Genomic DNA, 19,565 nt, shown 5'->3' on the forward strand with positions numbered 1-19,565 from the left:
TCGTACCCTTGTCGGGATCCGCACGGTTCATGGGCACGGGTGGAGAGTACGGATTTGCGGCTGGAGCCCAAGCAATCAGGCCGGGTGGTGTGGGGTTTGGATGTGGGTGGTTGTACCTTCGCGCCACCAGGGGACGGCGACGGTGGCTTCCAAGGCACCGCGCAGGTGGATCCGGAGATCGTCGTGGAGCACCAGGTCGCCCTGCTGGTCGGGCAGTGTGAACAGTTGGCGGACAACGATTCCCAGCGGTTCGGCCGACCACGTGGTGTGGCGACCCTCGCTTGTCACCTCAGCGGTGATCACCTCGGAGACCATGGGGAGATCGAGCAAGTTCGCGAGGGCGGATGCCGTGGCGGTATCGCCAGCTACCAGGTGATCCGCGGGGACGGCGAGGCCGAACCACGGCTGGTCGAGCACCCACGCGTCGTTGGGGTCGACGACCGCCGACGACAGGGCGCGCACCCGCTCGGGAAGTTCGAGTTCGGTCAGGTCGAGGTGATCCACGGCGGCGGCGAGGCGGGCGTGGGTTCGGGAAACCACCTCGGGTGTAGGGGTTTTCGATGGATCGGCGAGGGCGTCCAGTAGTGCGGCGGCCAGTTCCTGGGTGATGGCATTCGGGTTCGCCAGGATTGCGCGTAACGCTTCCAGGTCGGAAAGCTCGAATTCGGGAAGTAGACCGGCGAATTCGGGATCGGCAGGGTGGCGGAGCAGGCCGAGGGGTGTGCCGTCGATACGCGCGTGTCTGCGCAACCACCAAGCCGTGTAGCCGTCGGGATCGGTGAGCAGTTCGCGGGTACGCGGACTGGATGCCAACTGCCGCAAGGCCGCCGGCCAGGACGACTCGTCGACGAGGTCCAAGTCGCGCACGGCCGCCAGCTCCGGCCGTTCCTCGGGCAGACCCGACCACCAGCGCTCCTCGTCATCCAGGTGGTGGTCGGGGCCGGTGGGATCGGCTTCGATGACGATGCTGAAATCCCAGCCGACGCCGACCGCGCGCAACGCCTCGGCACCGTAGCGGTCCAGCAGATCCGTTGCGACGGTGCCGAATGGCGAATCCGGCACCAGCAATGCGCTCAGCGGTGCGTCGGGGAGCAGCAATTCGTCGGCGGGGAGCAATTCGCCGGTCGTATCGGGCAATTCGAGCAGGCCGAGCCAGGACGGGAGTGCCGACCGCTCGGCATGTGCGGCGAGCCGCAGCACGGCGTCGGTGGTATCAAGATCGCCCGGCTGATCCTCCAGTTCGGCGCGCAATCCAGGATCGCTCAATAGATCCTCGGCGGTGGCCGAACGTGCGCCGAGTCGCGCGAGCAGCGGATGAACCGCCTCGGGATGCACCAAGCGCGCCCAGTGCACCGGTATGGCGACATCGAGCTGATCATCCAAAACCACTGTGCGTGGACCGGTTACCAGTCGGCCATCCGCGAGCGGTACCGCGAGCGCACCGAGCTCCTCGGCCGCCAATGGATCGATAACGTATGGCTCCAACGCCGCGTACAGCGACTGCCACCACTTGGGGGACCGCTCGAGCCTGCCCGAAAGTTCCGCCAGTCGGGCCAGTCCCAGTCTGTGCACATCCAGCACACCCAGGGCATCGGTATGTGCGCGCCCGGACAACTCGGGCACTACGAGTGGTCCCACGATGTCATCGAGCAAGTCGGCCAATTCCCGCGTCAGACCGGTGAATACGCTCGCTCGCGTCGGAACTGCCGTTGCGTCATGGATTGTCTGTGGTGTGGACGCACGCACGTCGCCGGGAATGTCCATGGCGGTTCGGCCGTCGGTGTGTTCGGTGCCGAGCCGACTACTGTGCTCGGCATCTGTTCCCGCTGTTACGGTCTCCGAAAAGACTTGGTCCGCGGCCGAATCGGCCGCCCCCGAATGCGCGGTGCTTTCATTTTTCGGACAAGCGGTGCCGACCGGCAGCCAGGAATGCGTCTGTAGCTCGCGGATCAGCGCCTCGCGAAGGATGCCGTCGACCTCGCTGCGGGCAAAGCCCGGGGTGGGGACCAAGACGAGACGGTCGCGTGGCGGAAGCGCGCGGGCGAAATCGGCATAACCCTCGGCAAATTCGACAATGCGGGCACCAGGAAGGACACGCCGACGGTCCGGCTGCATGGGAATGTCAGCGATCAGCAACGCCGGCAGCGACAACTCCTCGTCGGATCGCGTGGGCGCGCGCAGCACATCATCCACGGCAGGCACCGGCCTACCATCCCGCAGCGGCAACAACCAGCGCGCCCGCGCAGTTCGGTACTCCCACCAAACCCGCCGCTGCGCCCCAGGGCCATCGATACGCAGTTCTCTGAGCCCAAGCCCTGCGGATCGGCGTTCGCTCAGGTCTGCACCGAATACCAGATCTCGAGTTTCCTGCGACCCGTTCCGGTCCATCTGCTCGCCGCTCGGGTTCGCGACGGTATCACCACTGCCGTCGAGCGTGCCTTTTCGGCCGCGCGGATATGAATCGCCGGCGTCGAAATCCTCGCTGCCTGGCAGGTATTCGTTGTTCAGATCGGTGACTGTGCTCGTGATCTCGTCGTCGCCGATGTGGATGCTTTGTAGGGCGGGCAGTTCCAGGAGGAGGTCTGCGGCCTCGGCGCGCATGGCGGCAAGGAGGGATTGGGGGTCGATGCTGGGGCGCAGGCGCAGGACGATCTCGGTGTCTGCGTCGGGTGGCGGAGCGGCCTCGGTCGGCCAGGCCAGCCGAAGGACGGGTGGTGTGAAGGTTTCGGCGGGGCCGGGGATGGTGATCGCGTTGTCGCGCAGGGCTTTCCCGGTGAGATCGTGGGAGAACCGCAGGGAGCCGGTGGTCGATCGCACCTCGATCTCGTCGCTGACCGTGCGTACGGCAGTGAAGCCGACACCGAAGCGACCGACGCTCGCGGCCGGATCCGCCTTGCCGGAGGCCCGCAGCGCGGTCAGCGCGTGTACACCCGAAAGATCCAGCGGTGCACCGGTATTCGAGATGTGCACGGCGCGGTCGACAAGACGCACGACCACTCGCCCCGCCACACCGGCCTTGGCCGCCGCATCCGCGGCGTTCTGCGCCAACTCGGTCAGCAGCCGATCCCGATACCCCGCCCGCACCAGATCCGCCTCGGTCGCCGCATCCTCCCGCAACCGAGTAGGCGAATCACCCCAAGCCGCAAGAACCCCCGCCCGTAGCCGCGCTGTCCCGAACGGATCCCCGGCTCCGCCCTCCGCGCTCATCCCTGCAGCGATGACCCGAACTCCGGCCGAGCCGCAGCCCCGGGCCCACTGCCACCCGCAGCGTCCGTAGCTCCGCCGTCAGCGTCGTCCCGCCCACCGTCATCATCTGCAGCCGCACTGTCCGAATCGGCCGGCTCTGCATCCGATTCCGGCTGAGCCACCGCCACTCCGGCGCTCGACTCGGTGGCAGCCGTGTCGCCAACCATGCCAATCGTCACTGCCTCTGCGGCCGATTCCGCCGGGCTGGTCGAATCCGTCACAGCATCGCCCGACGCTGTGTCGCGCGGCTCGGCCACGGCTTCAGATGCGGCTCGATCATTCGGTTCGGCTATGCTCGCGGCCTTGCTGGTGTCCCTGGCGGTGGACGTCGACTCGTCCTCGGTACCGGTGACCGAATCCGGCGCGGCTTCGGTCGCGGGCTTGCGCAATGCCTGCGGCGGGATCACATCGAAAGCGGCGTCGTCGTATGCCTCGTACAGCGGCGATCCCCCGCCGGTCGGGACTTCTACATCGGAGTGCGCGCCACAGCCGTATTCGGCGTGGACTACGTGGCCGTCGGCGCCCATGGCGTTTCCGCAGACGCCGAAGGCGGAGCGGAGGGCGCCGGCGAGGGGGAGGTAGAAGCCGCAGCGGCCACAGGTGGAGGGGGCGGCCTTGGCCATATCGGTGTCGGGGCCGAATTCGGAGTACCAGCGTTCGGCGGCTTCGTCACGGCCCTCGCGGCTGAGCACCTTGGTACGGCCGAGGCCGATTTCCAGCGCGACCTCGTCGACGGCCGGATCGCCGCTCGCAACGTAGCCGGGCACCAGGCGCGGATCGTTCGCGGGCGGGGCAAGCAGGTCCCCGGGCGCCAGATCGCCGGGGCGGATGCGCAGCTCCCACGGGACGAAATCGGGTGCTACCAGCGCGTCCGGACCGGGCAGCAGCGCCGATTCGCTCACCGTCGCGTACTGCGCGCCGGGCGGGGCGGCCACCACGACCGCCCACTGCCAGCCGCGGTAACCGGGCAGGCTGGCCTCGAATCGGTGGGTTGCCGCGGCCTCGTCCTCCGCGGTGACACCGAGATGCGCGCCGACGCCGGTCGGCTCCAGCTCCAGGAGCGCACGGCGGGCCACGTCGACGGCATCGGCAAGGATCGGCCGCACGCCGGACTGCGAAACAGATACTGCGCTCACGACCTACATTTTGCCGTATGAAGCACAATCGGCGTTCGTTGGCCGTCGTTGTCCTGGTCAGCCTGCTCGGAATCACCGGATGCGGCAGCTCCGGCGACGATCCGCCGCGACTGCGCATCGAAGTGGTCGGCACCCGTCCGCACGATCCGCGGGCGTTTACCGAGGGTCTCGAGGTCGACGGCACCGTGCTCTACGAAGCCACCGGCATGCCGGGCGCGTCGGGCGTGCGCGTCACCGATCTGACCACCGGCGACGAATTGACCCGATCCGAACTGCCCGCGCCCTACTTCGGCGAAGGCGTCACCAAAGCCGGTACCACCCTCTGGCAGCTCACCTGGCGGGACGGGGTGGCGATCGCCCGCGATCCGGTGACACTGGCCGAACGCAGCAGGGCTTCCTACGACGGCGAGGGCTGGGGCCTGTGCACCCGCGCGGACACATTGGTGATGAGCAATGGCACCGATACCCTCACCTTCCGCGATCCGGTCACCTTCGCCCCGACCGGCACCGTCACCCTCACCACCCGAAACCGCGCCAACCTCAACGAACTCGATTGCGCCGCCGATGGTTCCGTCTACGCCAATGCCTATCCGACCGACGAGATCCTGCACATCGATCCCGAAACCGGCCGCGTCCTCGCGGTCATCGACGCGAGCGGACTGCTGCCCGCGACCGTGCGCGCGGGCACCGATGTGCTCAACGGCATCTCCCAACTGCCCGGCACGGACCACTTCCTGATCACCGGCAAATACTGGCCGACCATCTTCGAGGTCCGATTCGTGCCGGAGTGAGTGAGCGCAGCGAGCGAACCAACAACACAGCTGAGCGCAGCGAGCGAACCAGCAACACAGCCGAGCACTCGCTCATGCCGGTCCGAGCGCCAGCAAGGTGCAGGCATGAGCCAGCCAGGTCACCTTTCCGGACGGGTTGGACCGGCAAGTGAACCCAAGTCGCCGATGTACGACAGAATTGAAGCCGTGACTACTCCCCGCGATCCCTCCGGTTCCGACCGTGGTCCGTGGGATGGCGAGGAGTCCCCACCGATCCAGCGTCACCCCGGTTACAACCGCTACCCGCCACCCCACACCGCACCTCGTCGGTCCTCGCTTCCGCCCTTGCCGCCCGAACCGCCGCAACGCCGCGAACCACCGCCGACCAAACCACTGCCCGGCGGTTCCGCGAAACCAGCAGACCCGCCCGAGCCCGAAACCCCGGCCGAGCCGCCGCGCATACCCCGCAAGCTGACCGTCACCCGGGTCGCCGCCATGCGCGGCCGTGAACTCACATCCCGCGGCGTCGCCACCTTCCAGCGTGCCGCCAAGGCCGACGGTGCCGATAAATCCGGCCTCACCGCGCTGACCTACGCCACCATGGCGAATTTCGCGCTGGACGCCGCGATCGCGGTGGCCCTGGCCAACACCCTGTTCTTCGCAAGCGCGACCGCGGAGAGCAAAACCAAAGTCGCGCTGTACCTACTGATCACCATCGCCCCGTTCGCGGTGATCGCCCCGCTCATCGGACCGATGCTGGACCGCCTGCAGCGCGGTCGCCGCCTCGCACTTGCCACCTCGTTCGGCCTGCGCGCGGTGGTCGCGGTGGTGCTGATCATCGCCTTCGACAGCTGGGCACTGTATCCGCTCGCCCTGTGCATGATGATCGGCAGTAAATCGTTCTCGGTGCTCAAGAGCGCGGTGACGCCGCGCGTGCTGCCACCCGAAATCGATCTGGTGCGCACCAACTCTCGGCTCACCGTCTTCGGTCTGGTCGGCGGCACCATCGGCGCGGGCGCAGTCGCCGCACTCGCCGCCGTGATCGCCGGCTCCAATGGCGCACTGGTACTGGCCATCGCGATCGCGATCGCGGGCACCTACCTGAGCCTGCGCATCCCACGCTGGGTCGAGGTGACCGAGGGCGAGGTCCCGGCGACCCTCAGCTATCACGCGAAAACCGAAGTGCTCAGTCCGGCAACCGAAGCCACGGTGCCACCGCGCAAGCGCAGGCAGCCGCTCGGCCGTGCGGTCGTGACCGGGCTGTGGGGCAATAGCGCCATTCGTGTCTTGACCGGCTTCCTGACGTTCTATGTTGCCTTCGTCGCCAAGGCCACCGAACACGGCGGCTGGCAGCAGGCCGCTATGCTCGGCGTGGTCGGTGTGGCCGCGGCGGTCGGCAATTTCGCCGGCAATGCGACCGGCGCCCGGATCAAACTCGGCAAGCCGTCACTGATCGTGCTGGGCTGCACCGCCGCCTGCTGCGCGGTCGCCATGCTCGCGGTCTTCCTCAACAATCTGCTCGGCGCCGCATTGGCGACTCTGGTCGCGGCGGCCGCGAGCGCACTGGCGAAGGTCTCGCTGGATGCCTCCATCCAGGACGATCTGCCGCCGGAATCGATCGCGTCCGGCTTCGGCCGGTCCGAAACCGTCCTGCAGCTCAGCTGGGTCCTCGGCGGCGCGGCGGGTGTGCTGATGCCGACCACCTACTGGCAGGGCTTCGCGTTCATCTCCGCGATCCTGCTGTTCGGGCTGCTGCAGACCTTCATAAGCGACCGCGGCCACTCCCTGCTGCCCGGCCTGGGCGGCCATCGCCCGGAACATGCGGAGCAGGAAGTCGCGCCACCCCGACACACCGACGCCGACCGAGCCCCGCAACGCGGCCGGGAACGCGATAGCGACACTAAGCACATGCAACGAGGCACAGGAGACCCGATCTGTGAGTGATCGCAGCGAACGAACCAAAGACACAGCGACTCTGTTCGCGATGGAGCCGAGCGCCAGCGAGGCGCAGTCGTGAACAAGCCGAGTACTCGCACCATTGTCGCGCTATGCGTGGCGGCCCTATTGGTGTTCACCCTCGCGTTCGCCGGCGTGTTGACGGTGCTCGTCCGCCGGGCGGACCACCCCGACCCGACGGTCACCGCGTACGCCCACGGCAAGACCGTCACGGTGTCCCCATTCCTGTACTGCACAGTGAAGATGGAGAACTGCAAGTACGGCGAGACCGTCACCCTCGACGTCCCCGCCGGATATCCGCTGCAGCTGTCCCTGCCGAAGCGGATCGCCAACGCGCCCTGGCTGGCGCAGCTGGTCTACGTCACGCCCACCGGCGAGAAGGTGGACCGGGTGGTGAGCCGCAACAACTTTCCCGAGGGCGCCCTCGCTATCACCATCGATTCGAAGCCGGAGCCCGAGTTGCGGCTCGTCGGTGTCGAATTGCAGCTGCCGATCCTCGCGCGCGACGAGACCGGCCGGGAGTTCTACGTTCCGCACGCGGCTTGGTCGATCAGTACCTCGTCGTAGCGACTGCTTGCAGGTCGCTCGAAAGGGTCAGTAGCGACTGCTTGCAGGTCGCTCGAAAGGGTCAGTAGCGACTGCTTGCAGGTCGCTCGAAAGGGTCAGTAGCGACTGCTCGCAGGTCGCTCGAGGGTCAGCCTGAAAACGATTCGCGCGCTGCTCGGCAGGCCGGGCAGCGCGCGAAATGCGTTATCCGCGAACGTCAGTGATCGAGTTCGCGCGCGACCGCCCGCACCACTTCCGAAATGCGCTGCGCGGTCTTGCGATCCGGGTACTTGCCCTTGCGCAGATCCGGCTGCACCTTGGCCTCCAGCAAGGTGATCATGTCCTCGACCATCCCGTGCAGTTCATCCGGTGTGTGCTTGCGCGCGGCCGGTTCCTTGTGCGCCCCGCGATCGCGGTCCTGGCCCTGACGGACCGAGGGCGGCGATTCGAGCACCTTCAGACTCAGCGCCTGCGGCCCACGACGACCGGCGGCCATGCCGAATTCGACGCGCTGACCAGGCTTTAGCCCATCGACGCCAGCGGGCAGCGCGGACGAACGGACATAGACGTCCTCACCCTCGTCCTGGGAAAGGAAGCCGAAGCCCTTTTCGACGTCGTACCACTTCACCCTGCCGGTCGGCACTGCACTCACCCGTTCGTCATCGAAACTCGGGCCCCAGCGACCCGAGCACATCCGTCTGCCCAGGTGCTCGTCCGGCATACCGCCTCGGACAGCTCCTGTCAGTTTGCGAAAAGAACGCGCCCCACAGCTGTGCAGGACGCGATTCACACCGAGTCTACCCCGGTGCGAATAACGCAAGCACATCAGTTTTACGGTCGAGCAGTGACGAACCCATCCGCGCCACCGCCCCCGAGCCGCTCACCGCGCCGCGCGGGCGACCGGTTGCTGTACGTGGCACTCGGTCTGTTCGCGATCGGCTTGCTCGCGATCGTCGCCATATTCCTGACGCCGGTCCTCAGTGATTCCGCCCCGGGCCTGTGGCTGTATCTGCTGGCAATGCTGGCACCGCTCGGCTTCCTCTGCGCGGTCGTCTTCGCACTGTGGTCCGGCCGACGATCGCGGTAAACCGTTTAACCCTGCTAATCGTTACCGAATCTCGGATGTGATCCTCGTCACATCACGGCGCGATAACGAAGCGGCGGCGGCCGGCGAACGGTTCGTCCGCACCAGCTCTCAACTGCGCGGAAGCGTCTCTGACGCAACCGATACCGGTCCGAGACCCGAGCAGACCCGCCGGTTACCAAATAGTGATTTTTCGCGGCAATCGTCGTACCGTCTTACCCAGCCGGGACAACCGGCAACCACCGGCCCGCCGCATCGAACCTCGCCCCGCGGGTACCGGAACCCCAAGGAAGCAGGGGTGAGGGCGGGACGGACGACCTCTCCGTCCGGACCACTTGCAGATGCGTACGAGAGGCAGACGAACCCGTAATGAGTGGACGCCATCGCAAGCCAACCTCCACCGGGCGCACCGTAGCCAAGGTCGCCGTCACCGGCGCGATCATCGGCCTCCCGGGTGTGGCACTCGCTGGAAACGCCAGCGCGGCACCCGACTCCGACTGGGATCAACTCGCACAGTGCGAGGCCGGCGGCAACTGGGGCATCAACACCGGCAACGGTTTCCAGGGCGGGCTGCAGTTCTCGCCCAGCACCTGGAACGCCCACGGCGGCGGCGAATACGCCGCGACCGCCAACCAGGCCTCCCGCGAACAGCAGATCGCGGTCGCCGAGAAGGTCCTCGCCAGCCAGGGCTGGGGCGCCTGGCCCTCCTGCTCGTCCTCGCTCGGCCTGAGCAGCGCGTCGACCCCGCGCACCGCCCCCTCCTCCCCTGAGACCCCGCGCTGGAACCCGGTCCCCGCCGCTCCGCAGCAGCAGGCCGCCGCCGACCCGAGCCAGCAGGTCTTCGACGCGATCGACCGCGCCGTCGCCGTCGTACAGGGCCAGGGCGTGCAGATCCCGCAGGAAGCCCTCGATTTCTTCAATGCCGCCAAGGGCACTCAGCTCGACCCGGCCATCGTGAACTTCTACGAGGCGAACCAGGGCCTGCTGCCCTCCTGAGTCGCCACGAAGCAGACCATACGAAGAAGGTCCCCGCATCCGAGATGATGCGGGGACCTTCTTCGTATCCGCGGGTTTTCCGTACGGGCGCCGAGCGGTGTGCCGCTCAGCGGTTGATCACCGTATTCGGGTGCATGTACGGCAGCTGATCGGCCGGAACCGGAAATTCGGTGTCCTCACCGAACGGCGAGAGCCCACCGGAACGCGTCGACGAAAGTTCGGTGACCGCGTGGCCACCGTCCTCCACCGCGGGCCAGCCATTGTCGACATAGGGTTTCTTCGATTTGTTCACCACGACCACATTGTGGCATGCGAACGACCCGCCAGCACTGTGCCCTCCGCTGCTGCCCGCACCCGGCGACGGATAGACGACATCCACTAGGCTGACAAAATCGACAACATTCGGCCTGCGACGCAACGACTGATCTCGAGAGCACATGGGTAACTCGTCGGGGACTCCCAAAGCCGGACCGGGCACACGCCCGCCAGCCCGCGACGGCAGTCACGCAGCACCAACGACCGGCAAACGGCCCGCGGAGGCGGGGGAGCCTGCGACCGAATCCCTGGCCGGGTGGCTCGCGGCCCGCAGCGATGCGCAGTTGGTGGCCTTGCTCGAACTCCGGCCCGATCTGGCCGTGCCACTGCCCTCCTCCATGGCGGTGCTCGCAGCCCGCGCCGAGCAGCGCGCGTCGGTCCTGCGTGCCAGCGATGACCTGGACACACTCGAGTTCGCGATCGTGGAAACCCTTGCGGTGCATCGGGCGACGGGCTCCGGCGGGACGGCGATGAGTCGCAAGGCATTGCGCGTGCGATTGAAAGATCGGGTGAAGGTCGCGGCGATCGATGCCGCGCTGGCCCGGCTGTCCGATCGTGCGCTGGTCTGGAACGACGGTGACGACCTACATCTGGTCCCGGCCACCGCCGAGGCGCTACCGTGGCCGATCGGCAGCACCACCGAAATTCCGGATGCGCTGACCGAGCCCGAGGTGCTCACGGCCCTCGCGGCCGTTTCACCCGCCGAACGCGCGCTGCTGGACAAGCTGGCCACCACGGGCCCGCGCGGACGCACCAGGGACGCCGCATCGGGCACACCGGCCGACCGCCCGATCCAGTTACTACTCGGCCGCCGATTACTGCACTGGATCGACGACGAGACGGTCGAACTCCCGATCACCGTCGGCCAGGTGTTGCGCCGGGAGCCGGTGACCCATCCGCACGCGTTGAAACCACCGGAGCCGACACCGGCGAAGCACACCCCCACCGAGGTGAATGCGGTCGCGGCGGGCGAAGTCGGCGAGCTGCTGCGGCACTGTGCCGACATTCTGGAGGCGCTCGGGCAAGCGCCCGCGCCCGCATTGCGCGCGGGTGGGCTCGGTGTGCGGGAGTTGCGCCGCATCGCCAAGCAGACCGGTATCGACGAACCGCGCGCCGGACTGCTCGTCGAACTGCTGACCGCGGCCAAACTCGTCGAGAAGGGTACGCCGGACCCGCCACCGGAATTCGACTCCACCGACGACTTCTGGGCGCCGACACCGGCCGCCGACGGCTGGCGGGACGCACTGCCGGCGCGCCGCTGGGTGGCGCTGGCACAGGCCTGGCTGGACCTGGACCGCATGCCGTGGATGATCGGCATGCGCGACGCGAACGACAAACCACTGGCGGCATTGTCGATCGAACTGCGCACCCCGCACGCACCACGCGACCGACGCACCGTGCTGAATCTGCTGGCCGAATATCCGACCGGCACCGCACTCGACCCCGCCGGTATCGGCCGGCTGCTGGCCTGGCGGCAACCTCGGTGGCGCAGACACTTTCGCGCCGAGGCGGTCGAGCACACGCTGGCCGAGGCCGCGGCGCTCGGTTTCCTCGGACGCGGTGCGCTCGGCTCACCGGCACGGGCACTGCTGCACGGTTCCCCGGCCAGTGCGTCCGATGCCGAGGCCGAGATGGAAGCGGCGCTGCCGGAACCGATCGATCACGTGCTGGTTCAGGCGGATCTGACGATCATCGCGCCCGGTCCGCTGACCCCGGAGCTACAGAACCGGGTAGCACTCATGGCCGATATCGAATCCGCGGGTGCGGCAACGGTTTACCGGATCAGCGAAACGTCGGTGCGGCGCGCGCTGGATGCCGGGATGACCGCAGCCGAACTGCATACGCTGTTCACCACGCACTCCCGCACCCCGATCCCGCAATCGCTGACCTATCTGATCGATGACGTCGCGCGCAGGCACGGCCAGTTACGGGCCGGTATGGCGCAGTCGTTCGTCCGCAGTGACGATCCGACACTGCTCGCACAGGTGCTGAGCTCGCCGGTGGCGAGCGAACTCGCGCTGCGAGCCATCGCACCCACCGTCGCCATCGCCCAGGCCCCGCTCGGCGAATTGCTCGAACGGTTGCGCGCGGCCGGATTCGCGCCGGCCGGTGAGGATTCCGCGGGCACCATTGTCGATCTACGCCCGCGCGGCGCCCGCATCGCGGTGCGCCCACATGCCAGGCAGCCGTATCGTCCGACGCCGCCGAGCACCGAACAGCTCACCCTGCTCGTCGCGGAACTGCGCGCGGGTGAGCGGGCCGCCAGCGCCCGCCATGGCCAGTCGGTACGCCCCGACGGCACCAGAACCAGTACCGCCGCAACCCTGGCGCTGCTGCAATTGGCGGCGCGGGTGCGGCGGTCGGTCAATATCGGTTATGTCGACGCCAGCGGCGTCGCGTCACAGCGCGTGGTCGAACCGTTGAAGGTCGGCAACGGTCAGCTCGACGCGCTGGACCCGGTGACCGGCGCGATCCGGCATTTCACCTTGCACCGGATCGCGTCGGTCGCGCTACTCGAGTAGATCAGCCCTTGGTGGCGCCGAGGCAGAAGGTCACCTTCGGGTCCGGAACTGTCACGAAGCTGGTCGCGTCCGCGCCGCACTGCAATTCGTCGGCCTGACCGTCGATGCGCTTCATCACCTTGAAGGTGGCTTCGGAGGAAGAGCAGTCCACATACTTGTACGGGTTGGTGCCGACATCGGCGTAGCAGCTGCCCTGCTTGAAGTTCGGCGCGAGGCACATGTGGGCCTGGCCGCCACTGACCAGATCCTCAGTGTAGGTGGTGTACTCGGCCGCGCAATCGAGCTTCTTGTCTGCGGTCTGGAAGACCTTGTAAACCGCCTTCGGCGACGAGCAGTCGACCGGCTCGGACTTGGTGGCCGATGACGAACTGTCGGTGACATTGATGCACTCACCGACCTTCGCCTTGGCGGTCTCGGACTTGCTTGCATTGTCGAGCGCCGAACAACCGGTCACCACGGCCACCAATGCGCCCACCGCCAGGAGGGCGAGCACAATGCGTGCCAGCAGCCTCATTCCTGGGAACTTCAACGTGAAACCCTCTCTAACCGAACCTGTTCACGCAAGTCGTGAACGCCGTGAGGATACCGTCACGGTCACCCGAATCGCATCAGCAGTTCGGACGACCGACCAAACCGAAGCGCAGCTCAGTGCCCGTAGAGTCCGGTCAGCCCCATCAGCGCGAGACCGACGAATTTCGGGATGAGGTTGGCCAGGACCATGATGCCGAAACTGTTCACTATCAATGCCTTTCGCGTTCCAAACACGTGTACGTTTATCCAGTACGTGCACTCTGTCGCTTCTGGAGACCCGGTCGTTACGCTTGGCAAGCATGAGGCTCGAAGAGGTCGCCGTCGACTTGTACGGACTCGACCCTGGTGAGTTCATAGCTGCCAGGGCGGTACGTGTGGCCGAGGCCAAGGATGCGGGCGATAGGGAACTCGCGACCGCCGTCGGCAAACTGCGCAAGCCGACGGTGGTTGCCTGGACGGTGAATCTGCTGGCCCGCTCCGCGCCCGATGATGTCGATGCGCTACTACAGCTCGGAGCCGCGCTGCGTACGGCGCAACGGGAATTGTCCGGAGATCAATTGCGCGCATTGACCACACAGCGGCAGCAGGTTGTCAATGCGCTTGCCAAGCGGGCGGGCGCACTCGCCGCCGATCGCGGACATCCGGTCACCGAGGGGGCGCTGCGTGAGGTGGGCCAGACACTTACCGCCGCACTGGCCGACGACGCGGTCGCCGAGCAGGTGCGCAGCGGAACATTGGTGACATCGGCGAGGTATGCAGATTTCGGACCGAGTGGTGCCACACTCACCTCGGTAAGTGGAACGGGCACAACGGAATCCGCCGAACCCGAGGCAGGGGACAACGCGCGCCAGGAACTCGATGATGCACGTGAGATCTTCGAATCCGCCCGTGCGGCAAGGGATTCAGCACAGGATGAAGCCGATTCGGCGGCAAACCGGTTGGCCGAGAGCGAATCCCGCATCGCGGCATTGCGCGAAGAGCTGGCACACGCCGAACAGCAGCAGCAGTTCGCACGCACCGCCGATCGTGGTGCGCAGGAGCAATTGCGCGCGGCCCAGAAACGGCTCGATCGGGCCGAGCGCCGGGTGGAACGGGCCCGCGAGCGCGTCGACTGAATGTCAGCCGCGCAGTGCGCCCGGGTAGAGATATTCGTCCGGGGGCAGTGCGGTGCGGTTCAGCCAGGCGTCGAAGAATCCGCTCAGGTCGGTAGGGGATTTCGACTGCATGAAGGTGCGGAACTCCGGCATCGAGGCATTGCCGTAGGCATGCGCGGCGTTGAATTCCCGGACAGCGGCGAAGAATACGTTGTCGCCGAGTTGTTTACGCAGGGCGTGCAGGAACAGCGGACCGCGATAGTAGACAGAGGTGAATTCATTTCCGACGCCCGGGTTTTCCAGCGGGATATCCCAGAATTTCTGGTCGGCACCGTATTGCCGAATGGTCTCGCGGTAGCCCGCGTCGACGTCCTTGCCATCCATGCGCTCCTGCCATAGATAGTCGGCGGTGTAGCTGGCGAAGCATTCGTTGAGGCAGATATCGGACCAGTGCCGCACCGATACCGAATCACCCCACCATTGGTGCGCGATTTCGTGCACCACAGTCGGCAGATCGGTCCACGGTGCGTAGATCGGGCGGGTCTGGGTCTCCAGTGAGAACTCAAGATCTGCGTCGACGTAAATGCCACCCGCGGCGTCGAACGGATAGGGACCGTAGAGCGCTTCCGCGAAATCGAGGATTTCGGGCAGGCGCTGTTCGATATCCCGGTTGCGCTCCGCATTCGGAGCGAATGCGCTGATCAGCGGGGCGCCGTTGGCGCGGCGCTGCTCCAGGTAGCTGTAATGATCGATCGCGATGGTGGTCAAATACCCGAGCACCGGTTGATGCGTTTCCCATGTGACGTTGCGCTTGGCACCGGTGACCACGTCTTCGGCGCGCACCCCGTTGGAAACCACCTCCCATTCCTCGGGAACCGACGCGTGCAGGGTGAAGGTGGCCTTGTCCAGCGGGGTGTCGTTGAGCGGATACCAAGTGGTGGCCGAATGCGGTTCCCCCGCGACGACGGCGCCGCCGCTGGGCGCATAGGTCCAGCCCGCGCCCTCGGTATTCCTGGCCTGCCCGGAGTAGTCGATGGTCACGGTGAAGGGCAGACCGGGCAGCAGCGGCAGCAAGGGGGTCAAGGTCAGTTCGTGCGCGCCATTGCGATCGAAGGCGGCGGGCAGGTTGTTCACCGAGACCATGCGCACATCCGGGCCGTCGAAGTCCAGATTGAACATCCGCAGCGGCTGCGTGGCGGTGGCGTCGATTCTGGTCGTACCGGTGAGCTGATGACTGGGCGGGTCGTAATCGATGGTGACCTCGTAGTGGCCGACATCGTAGCCACCATTGCCGTCCAGCGGATAGTACGGATCGTCGAGACCCGGCGCGCCGACGAGCGGATCGGCATTCGCCGGAACCGGGGCGGCGACCAGTGCGCCGATCACGGCCACACACAACCAGCCGGCCAACCTCATACGACCACCACCCTTTTCATGGCCCCACCTGACCTCGGTGGATGGTAGCCGCTTCAGTCCGCGCTACCGCTCAGCGCCACCGACGCGCCGAGGCCGAAGATCATCGCACCACCCACACCACCGACCGCCTCCAGTCGTTGCGTCGAACGGGCGAACCAGGCGCGCGCCGATGCGGCGAGCAGGCCCCACGCGCTATCGGAGACCAGCGCGATCACCAAGAAGATGGTACCGAGGATCAGGAACTGCAGCTGCAACGAACCCGCCGACGGTACGGCGAAATGCGGCAATACCGCCGAGAAGAAGACGATCGCCTTGGGATTGGTCAGCCCGACGAACACGCTCTGCCGAAACACCTTGGCATCGGCGGGGTCCATCTGGGCGTTCAGTGCCGCCCGCAACGCCTTGCGCTCGCGAATCGCCTGGACCCCGAGGTACATCAGATAGAGCGCACCGGCGAACTTCACCACGGTGAGCGCGAGCGCCGAGGCCGCGAGCAGGGTGCCGAGCCCCACCGAGACCAGCAGTAGCGCGATGAAAACGCCCGCGGAGTGACCGAATACCGAGATCAGGGCGGCGCGACGGCCGAGTGCGAGAGCTCGGCCGATGGTGAAGAGCACACCGGGTCCGGGGATGACGATGATGACGATCGATGCGGCGATGAAAGCCAGCAGGTTGGACGCCGGAATCATTTACCGAGTGTATTCGGCGGCGCAAGTGAATTCGGCTGATCAGGAGCCCAGGTCGCCGGGGAGCTGGTGTGGGTCGAGCAGCAACCGTTTGGCGGAGGTGCGCCGCACCTTGTCGGCGAGTTCCAGATTATCGGTGAGCAACCGCCATTCGACCTCGCTGATGGCCGCGCGAGCCCGATCGATGACCGTGCCGTCGCGGGTGCCCCAGGCGATCGGCATGGCACTGACCGACTGCCAGCGCTCGCCGACCTGACCCGGCGCCCGATCGGTGCGCACCGCGACCGACGGCACCCGTTCACCCGCGCGCTTCTCATGCCCTGGCAGATCCCTGACCTTCCTGATCACCAGGGCATAGCGCGGGTCAGGGGTCTCCGGCTTCGAGATATCGACCAGTGCGAGCAGCACCACCCCACTCGGATGCGTTTCGGAGACGACCGCGGGGACCAGCTCACCATCGGCATAGAGCTTGTCGATGTTGGATCGGTGCGGTGTCCAGAACGCCACCCACAGTGCGACCACCGCGCCGAGCGCGAATGCGACAGCTAACAGATAGGCCCACGGATGGTTCAGCCAGATCAGGAGAGCGGTGCCGGTCGCGGCGACGACGGCAGCCGCGATCGCCATGAAACGCAGCCGACGTAGGTCGGCGAAGACTTCGTTGACCGCATGGGCGTGCTGCCGATCCACCGCGAATTCGAAGCGTCGCACGTCTCATTCCTATCATCCCCAGCAGACGTATCGGAGCTAATTCCTCCGCTCATCCGATGGCCGGTCCCAGCAAGTCATCGGCATCCGTAATGCGATAGGCGTAACCCTGTTCGGCCAGGAAACGCTGCCGGTGCGCGGCATATTCGGCATCCAGGGTGTCACGTGCGACGACCGAATAGAAGTGGGCTTGGCCGCCATCGTGTTTCGGCCGCAACAACCTACCGAGCCGTTGCGCTTCTTCCTGGCGCGAACCAAATGTTCCCGAAACCTGTACCGCGACAGAGGCTTCGGGCAAATCGATGGAAAAGTTCGCAACTTTGCTCACCACCAGCACCGGAATCTCACCGCGCCGGAAGGCGTCGAAAAGTTCTTCGCGCTCTTTGGTTTTCGTCGAACCCTGAATGACCGGTGCATTGAGATCCGCGCCGAGTTCATCGAGTTGATCCAGATACGCACCGATCACCAAGGTCTGCGCATCCTTGTGCTGGGCCAGAATCGACTCCACCACAGGGATTTTCGTGCGAGCGGTCGAACAGAGCCGGTAGCGCTCCTCGGGCTCGGCGGTGGCATAGGCCATCCGCTCGGCATCGGTGAGGGTGACCCGGACCTCGATACAGTCTGCGGGGGCGATCCAGCCTTGCGCCTCGATGTCCTTCCACGGTGCGTCGTAGCGCTTGGGGCCGATCAGCGAGAACACATCGCCCTCGCGGCCGTCCTCGCGCACCAGAGTCGCGGTGAGACCGAGCCGACGCCGCGATTGCAGATCGGCGGTCATGCGGAAGACCGGGGCGGGCAGCAGGTGCACCTCGTCATAGATCACCAGGCCCCAATCCCGGCTGTCGAAGAGTTCGAGGTGCTTGTACTCGCCCTTGGTGCGGCGGGTGATGACCTGATAGGTGGCGATGGTGACCGGACGGATCTCCTTGCGCTCACCGGAGTATTCGCCGATCTCATCCTCGGTCAACGAGGTTCGCGCGAGCAGCTCACGCCGCCACTGCCGTCCGGCGACGGTATTGGTGACCAGGATCAGCGTCGTGGCTTGCGCCTTGGCCATCGCGGCCGCGCCGACCATCGTCTTGCCCGCACCACACGGCAGCACGACGACACCGGAACCACCGGCCCAGAACGAATCGGCCGCCATCTCCTGGTAATCGCGCAGATGCCACTGGCCGCCGATGTAATCCAGCTCGATCGGATGTGCCTCGCCATCGACGTAGCCCGCCAGATCCTCGGCCGGCCAGCCGATCTTCAGCAGCATCTGCTTGATCCGGCCACGCTCGGACGGATGCACGACGACGGTGTCCTCATCCACCCGAGCGCCGAGCATCGGGGCGATCTTCTTGTGCCGCAGCACTTCCTCTAGCACCGCACGATCCAGACTGACCAGAGTCAGCCCGTGCGCCGGATTCTTCACCAGCTGGAGCCGGCCGTACCTGGCCATGGTGTCCACGATGTCGACGAGCAGTGGCTGCGGCACCGCATATCGCGAGTAGCTGACCAGGGCATCCACCACCTGCTCGGCATCATGCCCCGCGGCTCGCGCATTCCACAGCGCCAACGGCGTCACCCGATAGGTGTGCACATGCTCCGGCGCCCGCTCCAATTCCGCGAACGGCGCAATGGCCTGCCGCGCCACCCCGGCCAACTCGTGGTCGACCTCCAAGAGCAGCGTCTTGTCACTCTGAACGATCAGCGGACCGTCGGTCACAGCTCCGCCTCCGCTGCGACCGGAGGTGCTGTGCCTATGGCTTCCTCGCTGCGCTCGATCACGATCTCTCCTCGTATACGGCGTCCGGCTCATTGCCCGATCGCTCGTGCGACTCCGGTCCATTCTCCCCGACACCACCGACAGTCCGTCGGATGCGGCATCGACCGGCCCGACGGGCGTAGCTCGCGTCGGCTCCGCACATACAGCGTCCGAGCGGCCTGTTTTGTTCCGGGGCGAATGTGCTGACCGCCTCTCCGGAATCCCGTGAAGCCCGCGGCTAATGCGTCCCGGTTTAGATCTGGAACTGCAGAATCTCTTCGCCACAGATGGACTGCCCGGTAGGCAGGAATCCGGACGACTTATAGAGTGACTTGGCAATGACATTCTCGGGAGCGACCCCCAGGCGTAGCACCTGTGCTCCGAGTTCCTCGTGGACTTCACGGACCACCTCGCGAAGCGCGGCACGACCCAAGCCTCGATGCTGAAAACGGTGGTCGATCATCAGCCGATAGAGCCAGACATGACCGTCATCGGGGTCCGGACCATACATAACAAAACCAACGATGTCGCCCTCGAATACCACTGCCTTGGTCAAGAAGCCGGGAAGGAACCGACTCTCAGCAATCGAGTAGAGGTTCGAGGCAATCAACCCGCGCTGATCGTCAGCGACGTCGAGTTCAGCCACTTCCTCCCAGTTCTGTCGACCAAGATGTTCAAGTTGCACTGTCGTCATCACAGCCCGGTTCTACCGAGAACTGCCGTACCAACGCCACCGAGTTTCGACGCCACCTTGCCGGTCCACCGCCGCTCAACTGGACCGAGACGGGTGCGCCGTGCGTGCGTGAGGA

16 protein-coding genes and 1 pseudogene are annotated in these 19,565 nt (G+C 66.2%); 7 read left to right on the plus strand and 10 right to left on the minus strand.

The window, feature by feature from the left end; genetic code table 11:
- Positions 1–75 precede the first annotated feature (75 nt).
- Positions 76–3,207 (minus strand): ATP-binding protein, encoded by a 3,132-nt coding sequence (locus tag AB0L63_RS07935; protein ID WP_364496297.1) that lies wholly within the window; start codon positions 3,205–3,207, stop codon positions 76–78.
- 440 nt (positions 3,208–3,647) lie between these two features.
- Positions 3,648–4,382: pseudogene (locus tag AB0L63_RS07940) on the minus strand (DUF3027 domain-containing protein); the annotation flags it as partial.
- Between the two features lie 17 nt (positions 4,383–4,399).
- Here AB0L63_RS07940 and AB0L63_RS07945 point away from each other — a divergent pair.
- The 3 genes from AB0L63_RS07945 to AB0L63_RS07955 all read left to right on the plus strand — a co-directional run bounded on the left by AB0L63_RS07945 (position 4,400) and on the right by AB0L63_RS07955 (position 7,675).
- A complete protein-coding gene (locus AB0L63_RS07945; RefSeq protein WP_364496299.1) occupies positions 4,400–5,173 on the plus strand; it encodes a glutaminyl-peptide cyclotransferase in 774 nt (257 codons plus the stop codon).
- A gap of 186 nt (positions 5,174–5,359) precedes the next feature.
- Positions 5,360–7,096: an MFS transporter gene (locus AB0L63_RS07950; RefSeq protein ID WP_364496302.1), complete on the plus strand. Its 1,737-nt coding sequence runs from the start codon at positions 5,360–5,362 to the stop codon at positions 7,094–7,096.
- 69 nt (positions 7,097–7,165) lie between these two features.
- Complete coding sequence (locus AB0L63_RS07955; protein WP_364496305.1) at positions 7,166–7,675, plus strand: DUF2771 domain-containing protein; 510 nt, start codon at positions 7,166–7,168, stop codon at positions 7,673–7,675.
- Between the two features lie 196 nt (positions 7,676–7,871).
- On the opposite strand, the gene AB0L63_RS07960 is transcribed toward AB0L63_RS07955, so the two are convergent.
- Complete coding sequence (locus AB0L63_RS07960; protein ID WP_062988417.1) at positions 7,872–8,297, minus strand: cold-shock protein; 426 nt, start codon at positions 8,295–8,297, stop codon at positions 7,872–7,874.
- A 201-nt stretch (positions 8,298–8,498) separates the two neighbouring features.
- On the opposite strand from AB0L63_RS07960, the gene AB0L63_RS07965 reads away from it, so the two are divergent.
- Both AB0L63_RS07965 and AB0L63_RS07970 read left to right on the plus strand, forming a co-directional pair.
- Positions 8,499–8,741 carry a hypothetical protein gene (locus AB0L63_RS07965; RefSeq protein ID WP_364496308.1) on the plus strand — a complete coding sequence of 81 codons (243 nt, stop codon included), beginning with the start codon at positions 8,499–8,501 and terminating at the stop codon, positions 8,739–8,741.
- A gap of 366 nt (positions 8,742–9,107) precedes the next feature.
- Complete coding sequence (locus tag AB0L63_RS07970; protein ID WP_364496311.1) at positions 9,108–9,734, plus strand: transglycosylase family protein; 627 nt, start codon at positions 9,108–9,110, stop codon at positions 9,732–9,734.
- 106 nt (positions 9,735–9,840) lie between these two features.
- On the opposite strand, the gene AB0L63_RS07975 is transcribed toward AB0L63_RS07970, so the two are convergent.
- A complete protein-coding gene (locus tag AB0L63_RS07975; RefSeq protein WP_364496313.1) occupies positions 9,841–10,029 on the minus strand; it encodes a hypothetical protein in 189 nt (62 codons plus the stop codon).
- Positions 10,030–10,171: 142 nt separating this feature from the next.
- Here AB0L63_RS07975 and AB0L63_RS07980 point away from each other — a divergent pair, with 142 nt between their 5' ends.
- Positions 10,172–12,571 carry a helicase-associated domain-containing protein gene (locus AB0L63_RS07980; RefSeq protein ID WP_364496316.1) on the plus strand — a complete coding sequence of 800 codons (2,400 nt, stop codon included), beginning with the start codon at positions 10,172–10,174 and terminating at the stop codon, positions 12,569–12,571.
- Position 12,572: 1 nt separating this feature from the next.
- Here AB0L63_RS07980 and AB0L63_RS07985 read toward each other — a convergent pair whose 3' ends face one another.
- Positions 12,573–13,085, minus strand: coding sequence for a hypothetical protein (locus AB0L63_RS07985; RefSeq protein ID WP_364496319.1), 513 nt, complete (start codon positions 13,083–13,085; stop codon positions 12,573–12,575).
- A 316-nt stretch (positions 13,086–13,401) separates the two neighbouring features.
- Here AB0L63_RS07985 and AB0L63_RS07990 point away from each other — a divergent pair, with 316 nt between their 5' ends.
- Positions 13,402–14,217, plus strand: a complete 816-nt coding sequence (locus AB0L63_RS07990) for a hypothetical protein (protein ID WP_364496321.1) — start codon at positions 13,402–13,404, stop codon at positions 14,215–14,217.
- 3 nt (positions 14,218–14,220) lie between these two features.
- On the opposite strand, the gene AB0L63_RS07995 is transcribed toward AB0L63_RS07990, so the two are convergent.
- The 5 genes from AB0L63_RS07995 to AB0L63_RS08015 form a co-directional block, all read right to left on the minus strand.
- The gene (locus tag AB0L63_RS07995; RefSeq protein ID WP_364496324.1) at positions 14,221–15,612 is read right to left on the minus strand and encodes a M1 family metallopeptidase; all 1,392 of its coding nucleotides are present in this window, start codon (positions 15,610–15,612) and stop codon (positions 14,221–14,223) included.
- A gap of 53 nt (positions 15,613–15,665) precedes the next feature.
- A complete protein-coding gene (locus tag AB0L63_RS08000) occupies positions 15,666–16,301 on the minus strand; it encodes a LysE family translocator (protein WP_364496327.1) in 636 nt (211 codons plus the stop codon).
- 39 nt (positions 16,302–16,340) lie between these two features.
- Positions 16,341–17,009, minus strand: coding sequence for a DUF3239 domain-containing protein (locus tag AB0L63_RS08005; RefSeq protein ID WP_364496330.1), 669 nt, complete (start codon positions 17,007–17,009; stop codon positions 16,341–16,343).
- A 49-nt stretch (positions 17,010–17,058) separates the two neighbouring features.
- Positions 17,059–18,717: a DNA repair helicase XPB gene (locus tag AB0L63_RS08010; RefSeq protein WP_364496333.1), complete on the minus strand. Its 1,659-nt coding sequence runs from the start codon at positions 18,715–18,717 to the stop codon at positions 17,059–17,061.
- Positions 18,718–19,009: 292 nt separating this feature from the next.
- On the minus strand, positions 19,010–19,450 hold the full coding sequence (locus tag AB0L63_RS08015; protein WP_364496335.1) for a GNAT family N-acetyltransferase: 441 nt from the start codon (positions 19,448–19,450) through the stop codon (positions 19,010–19,012).
- Between the last annotated feature and the right edge of the window lie 115 nt (positions 19,451–19,565).

Source organism: Nocardia sp. NPDC051990 (genome assembly GCF_040680755.1).
Taxonomy (GTDB): Bacteria; Actinomycetota; Actinomycetes; order Mycobacteriales; family Mycobacteriaceae; genus Nocardia.

Bases quoted from the DNA above. Each gene is read 5' to 3' on its own strand.
- AB0L63_RS07935 (WP_364496297.1), bottom strand. From the start codon at position 3,207: ATGAGCGCGGAGGGCGGAGCCGGGGATCCGTTCGGGACAGCGCGGCTA.
- AB0L63_RS07945 (WP_364496299.1), top strand. From the start codon at position 4,400: ATGAAGCACAATCGGCGTTCGTTGGCCGTCGTTGTCCTGGTCAGCCTG.
- AB0L63_RS07970 (WP_364496311.1), top strand. From the start codon at position 9,108: ATGAGTGGACGCCATCGCAAGCCAACCTCCACCGGGCGCACCGTAGCC.
- AB0L63_RS07980 (WP_364496316.1), top strand. From the start codon at position 10,172: ATGGGTAACTCGTCGGGGACTCCCAAAGCCGGACCGGGCACACGCCCG.
- AB0L63_RS07985 (WP_364496319.1), bottom strand. From the start codon at position 13,085: ATGAGGCTGCTGGCACGCATTGTGCTCGCCCTCCTGGCGGTGGGCGCA.
- AB0L63_RS07990 (WP_364496321.1), top strand. From the start codon at position 13,402: ATGAGGCTCGAAGAGGTCGCCGTCGACTTGTACGGACTCGACCCTGGT.
- AB0L63_RS07995 (WP_364496324.1), bottom strand. From the start codon at position 15,612: ATGAGGTTGGCCGGCTGGTTGTGTGTGGCCGTGATCGGCGCACTGGTC.
- AB0L63_RS08000 (WP_364496327.1), bottom strand. From the start codon at position 16,301: ATGATTCCGGCGTCCAACCTGCTGGCTTTCATCGCCGCATCGATCGTC.
- AB0L63_RS08015 (WP_364496335.1), bottom strand. From the start codon at position 19,450: ATGACGACAGTGCAACTTGAACATCTTGGTCGACAGAACTGGGAGGAA.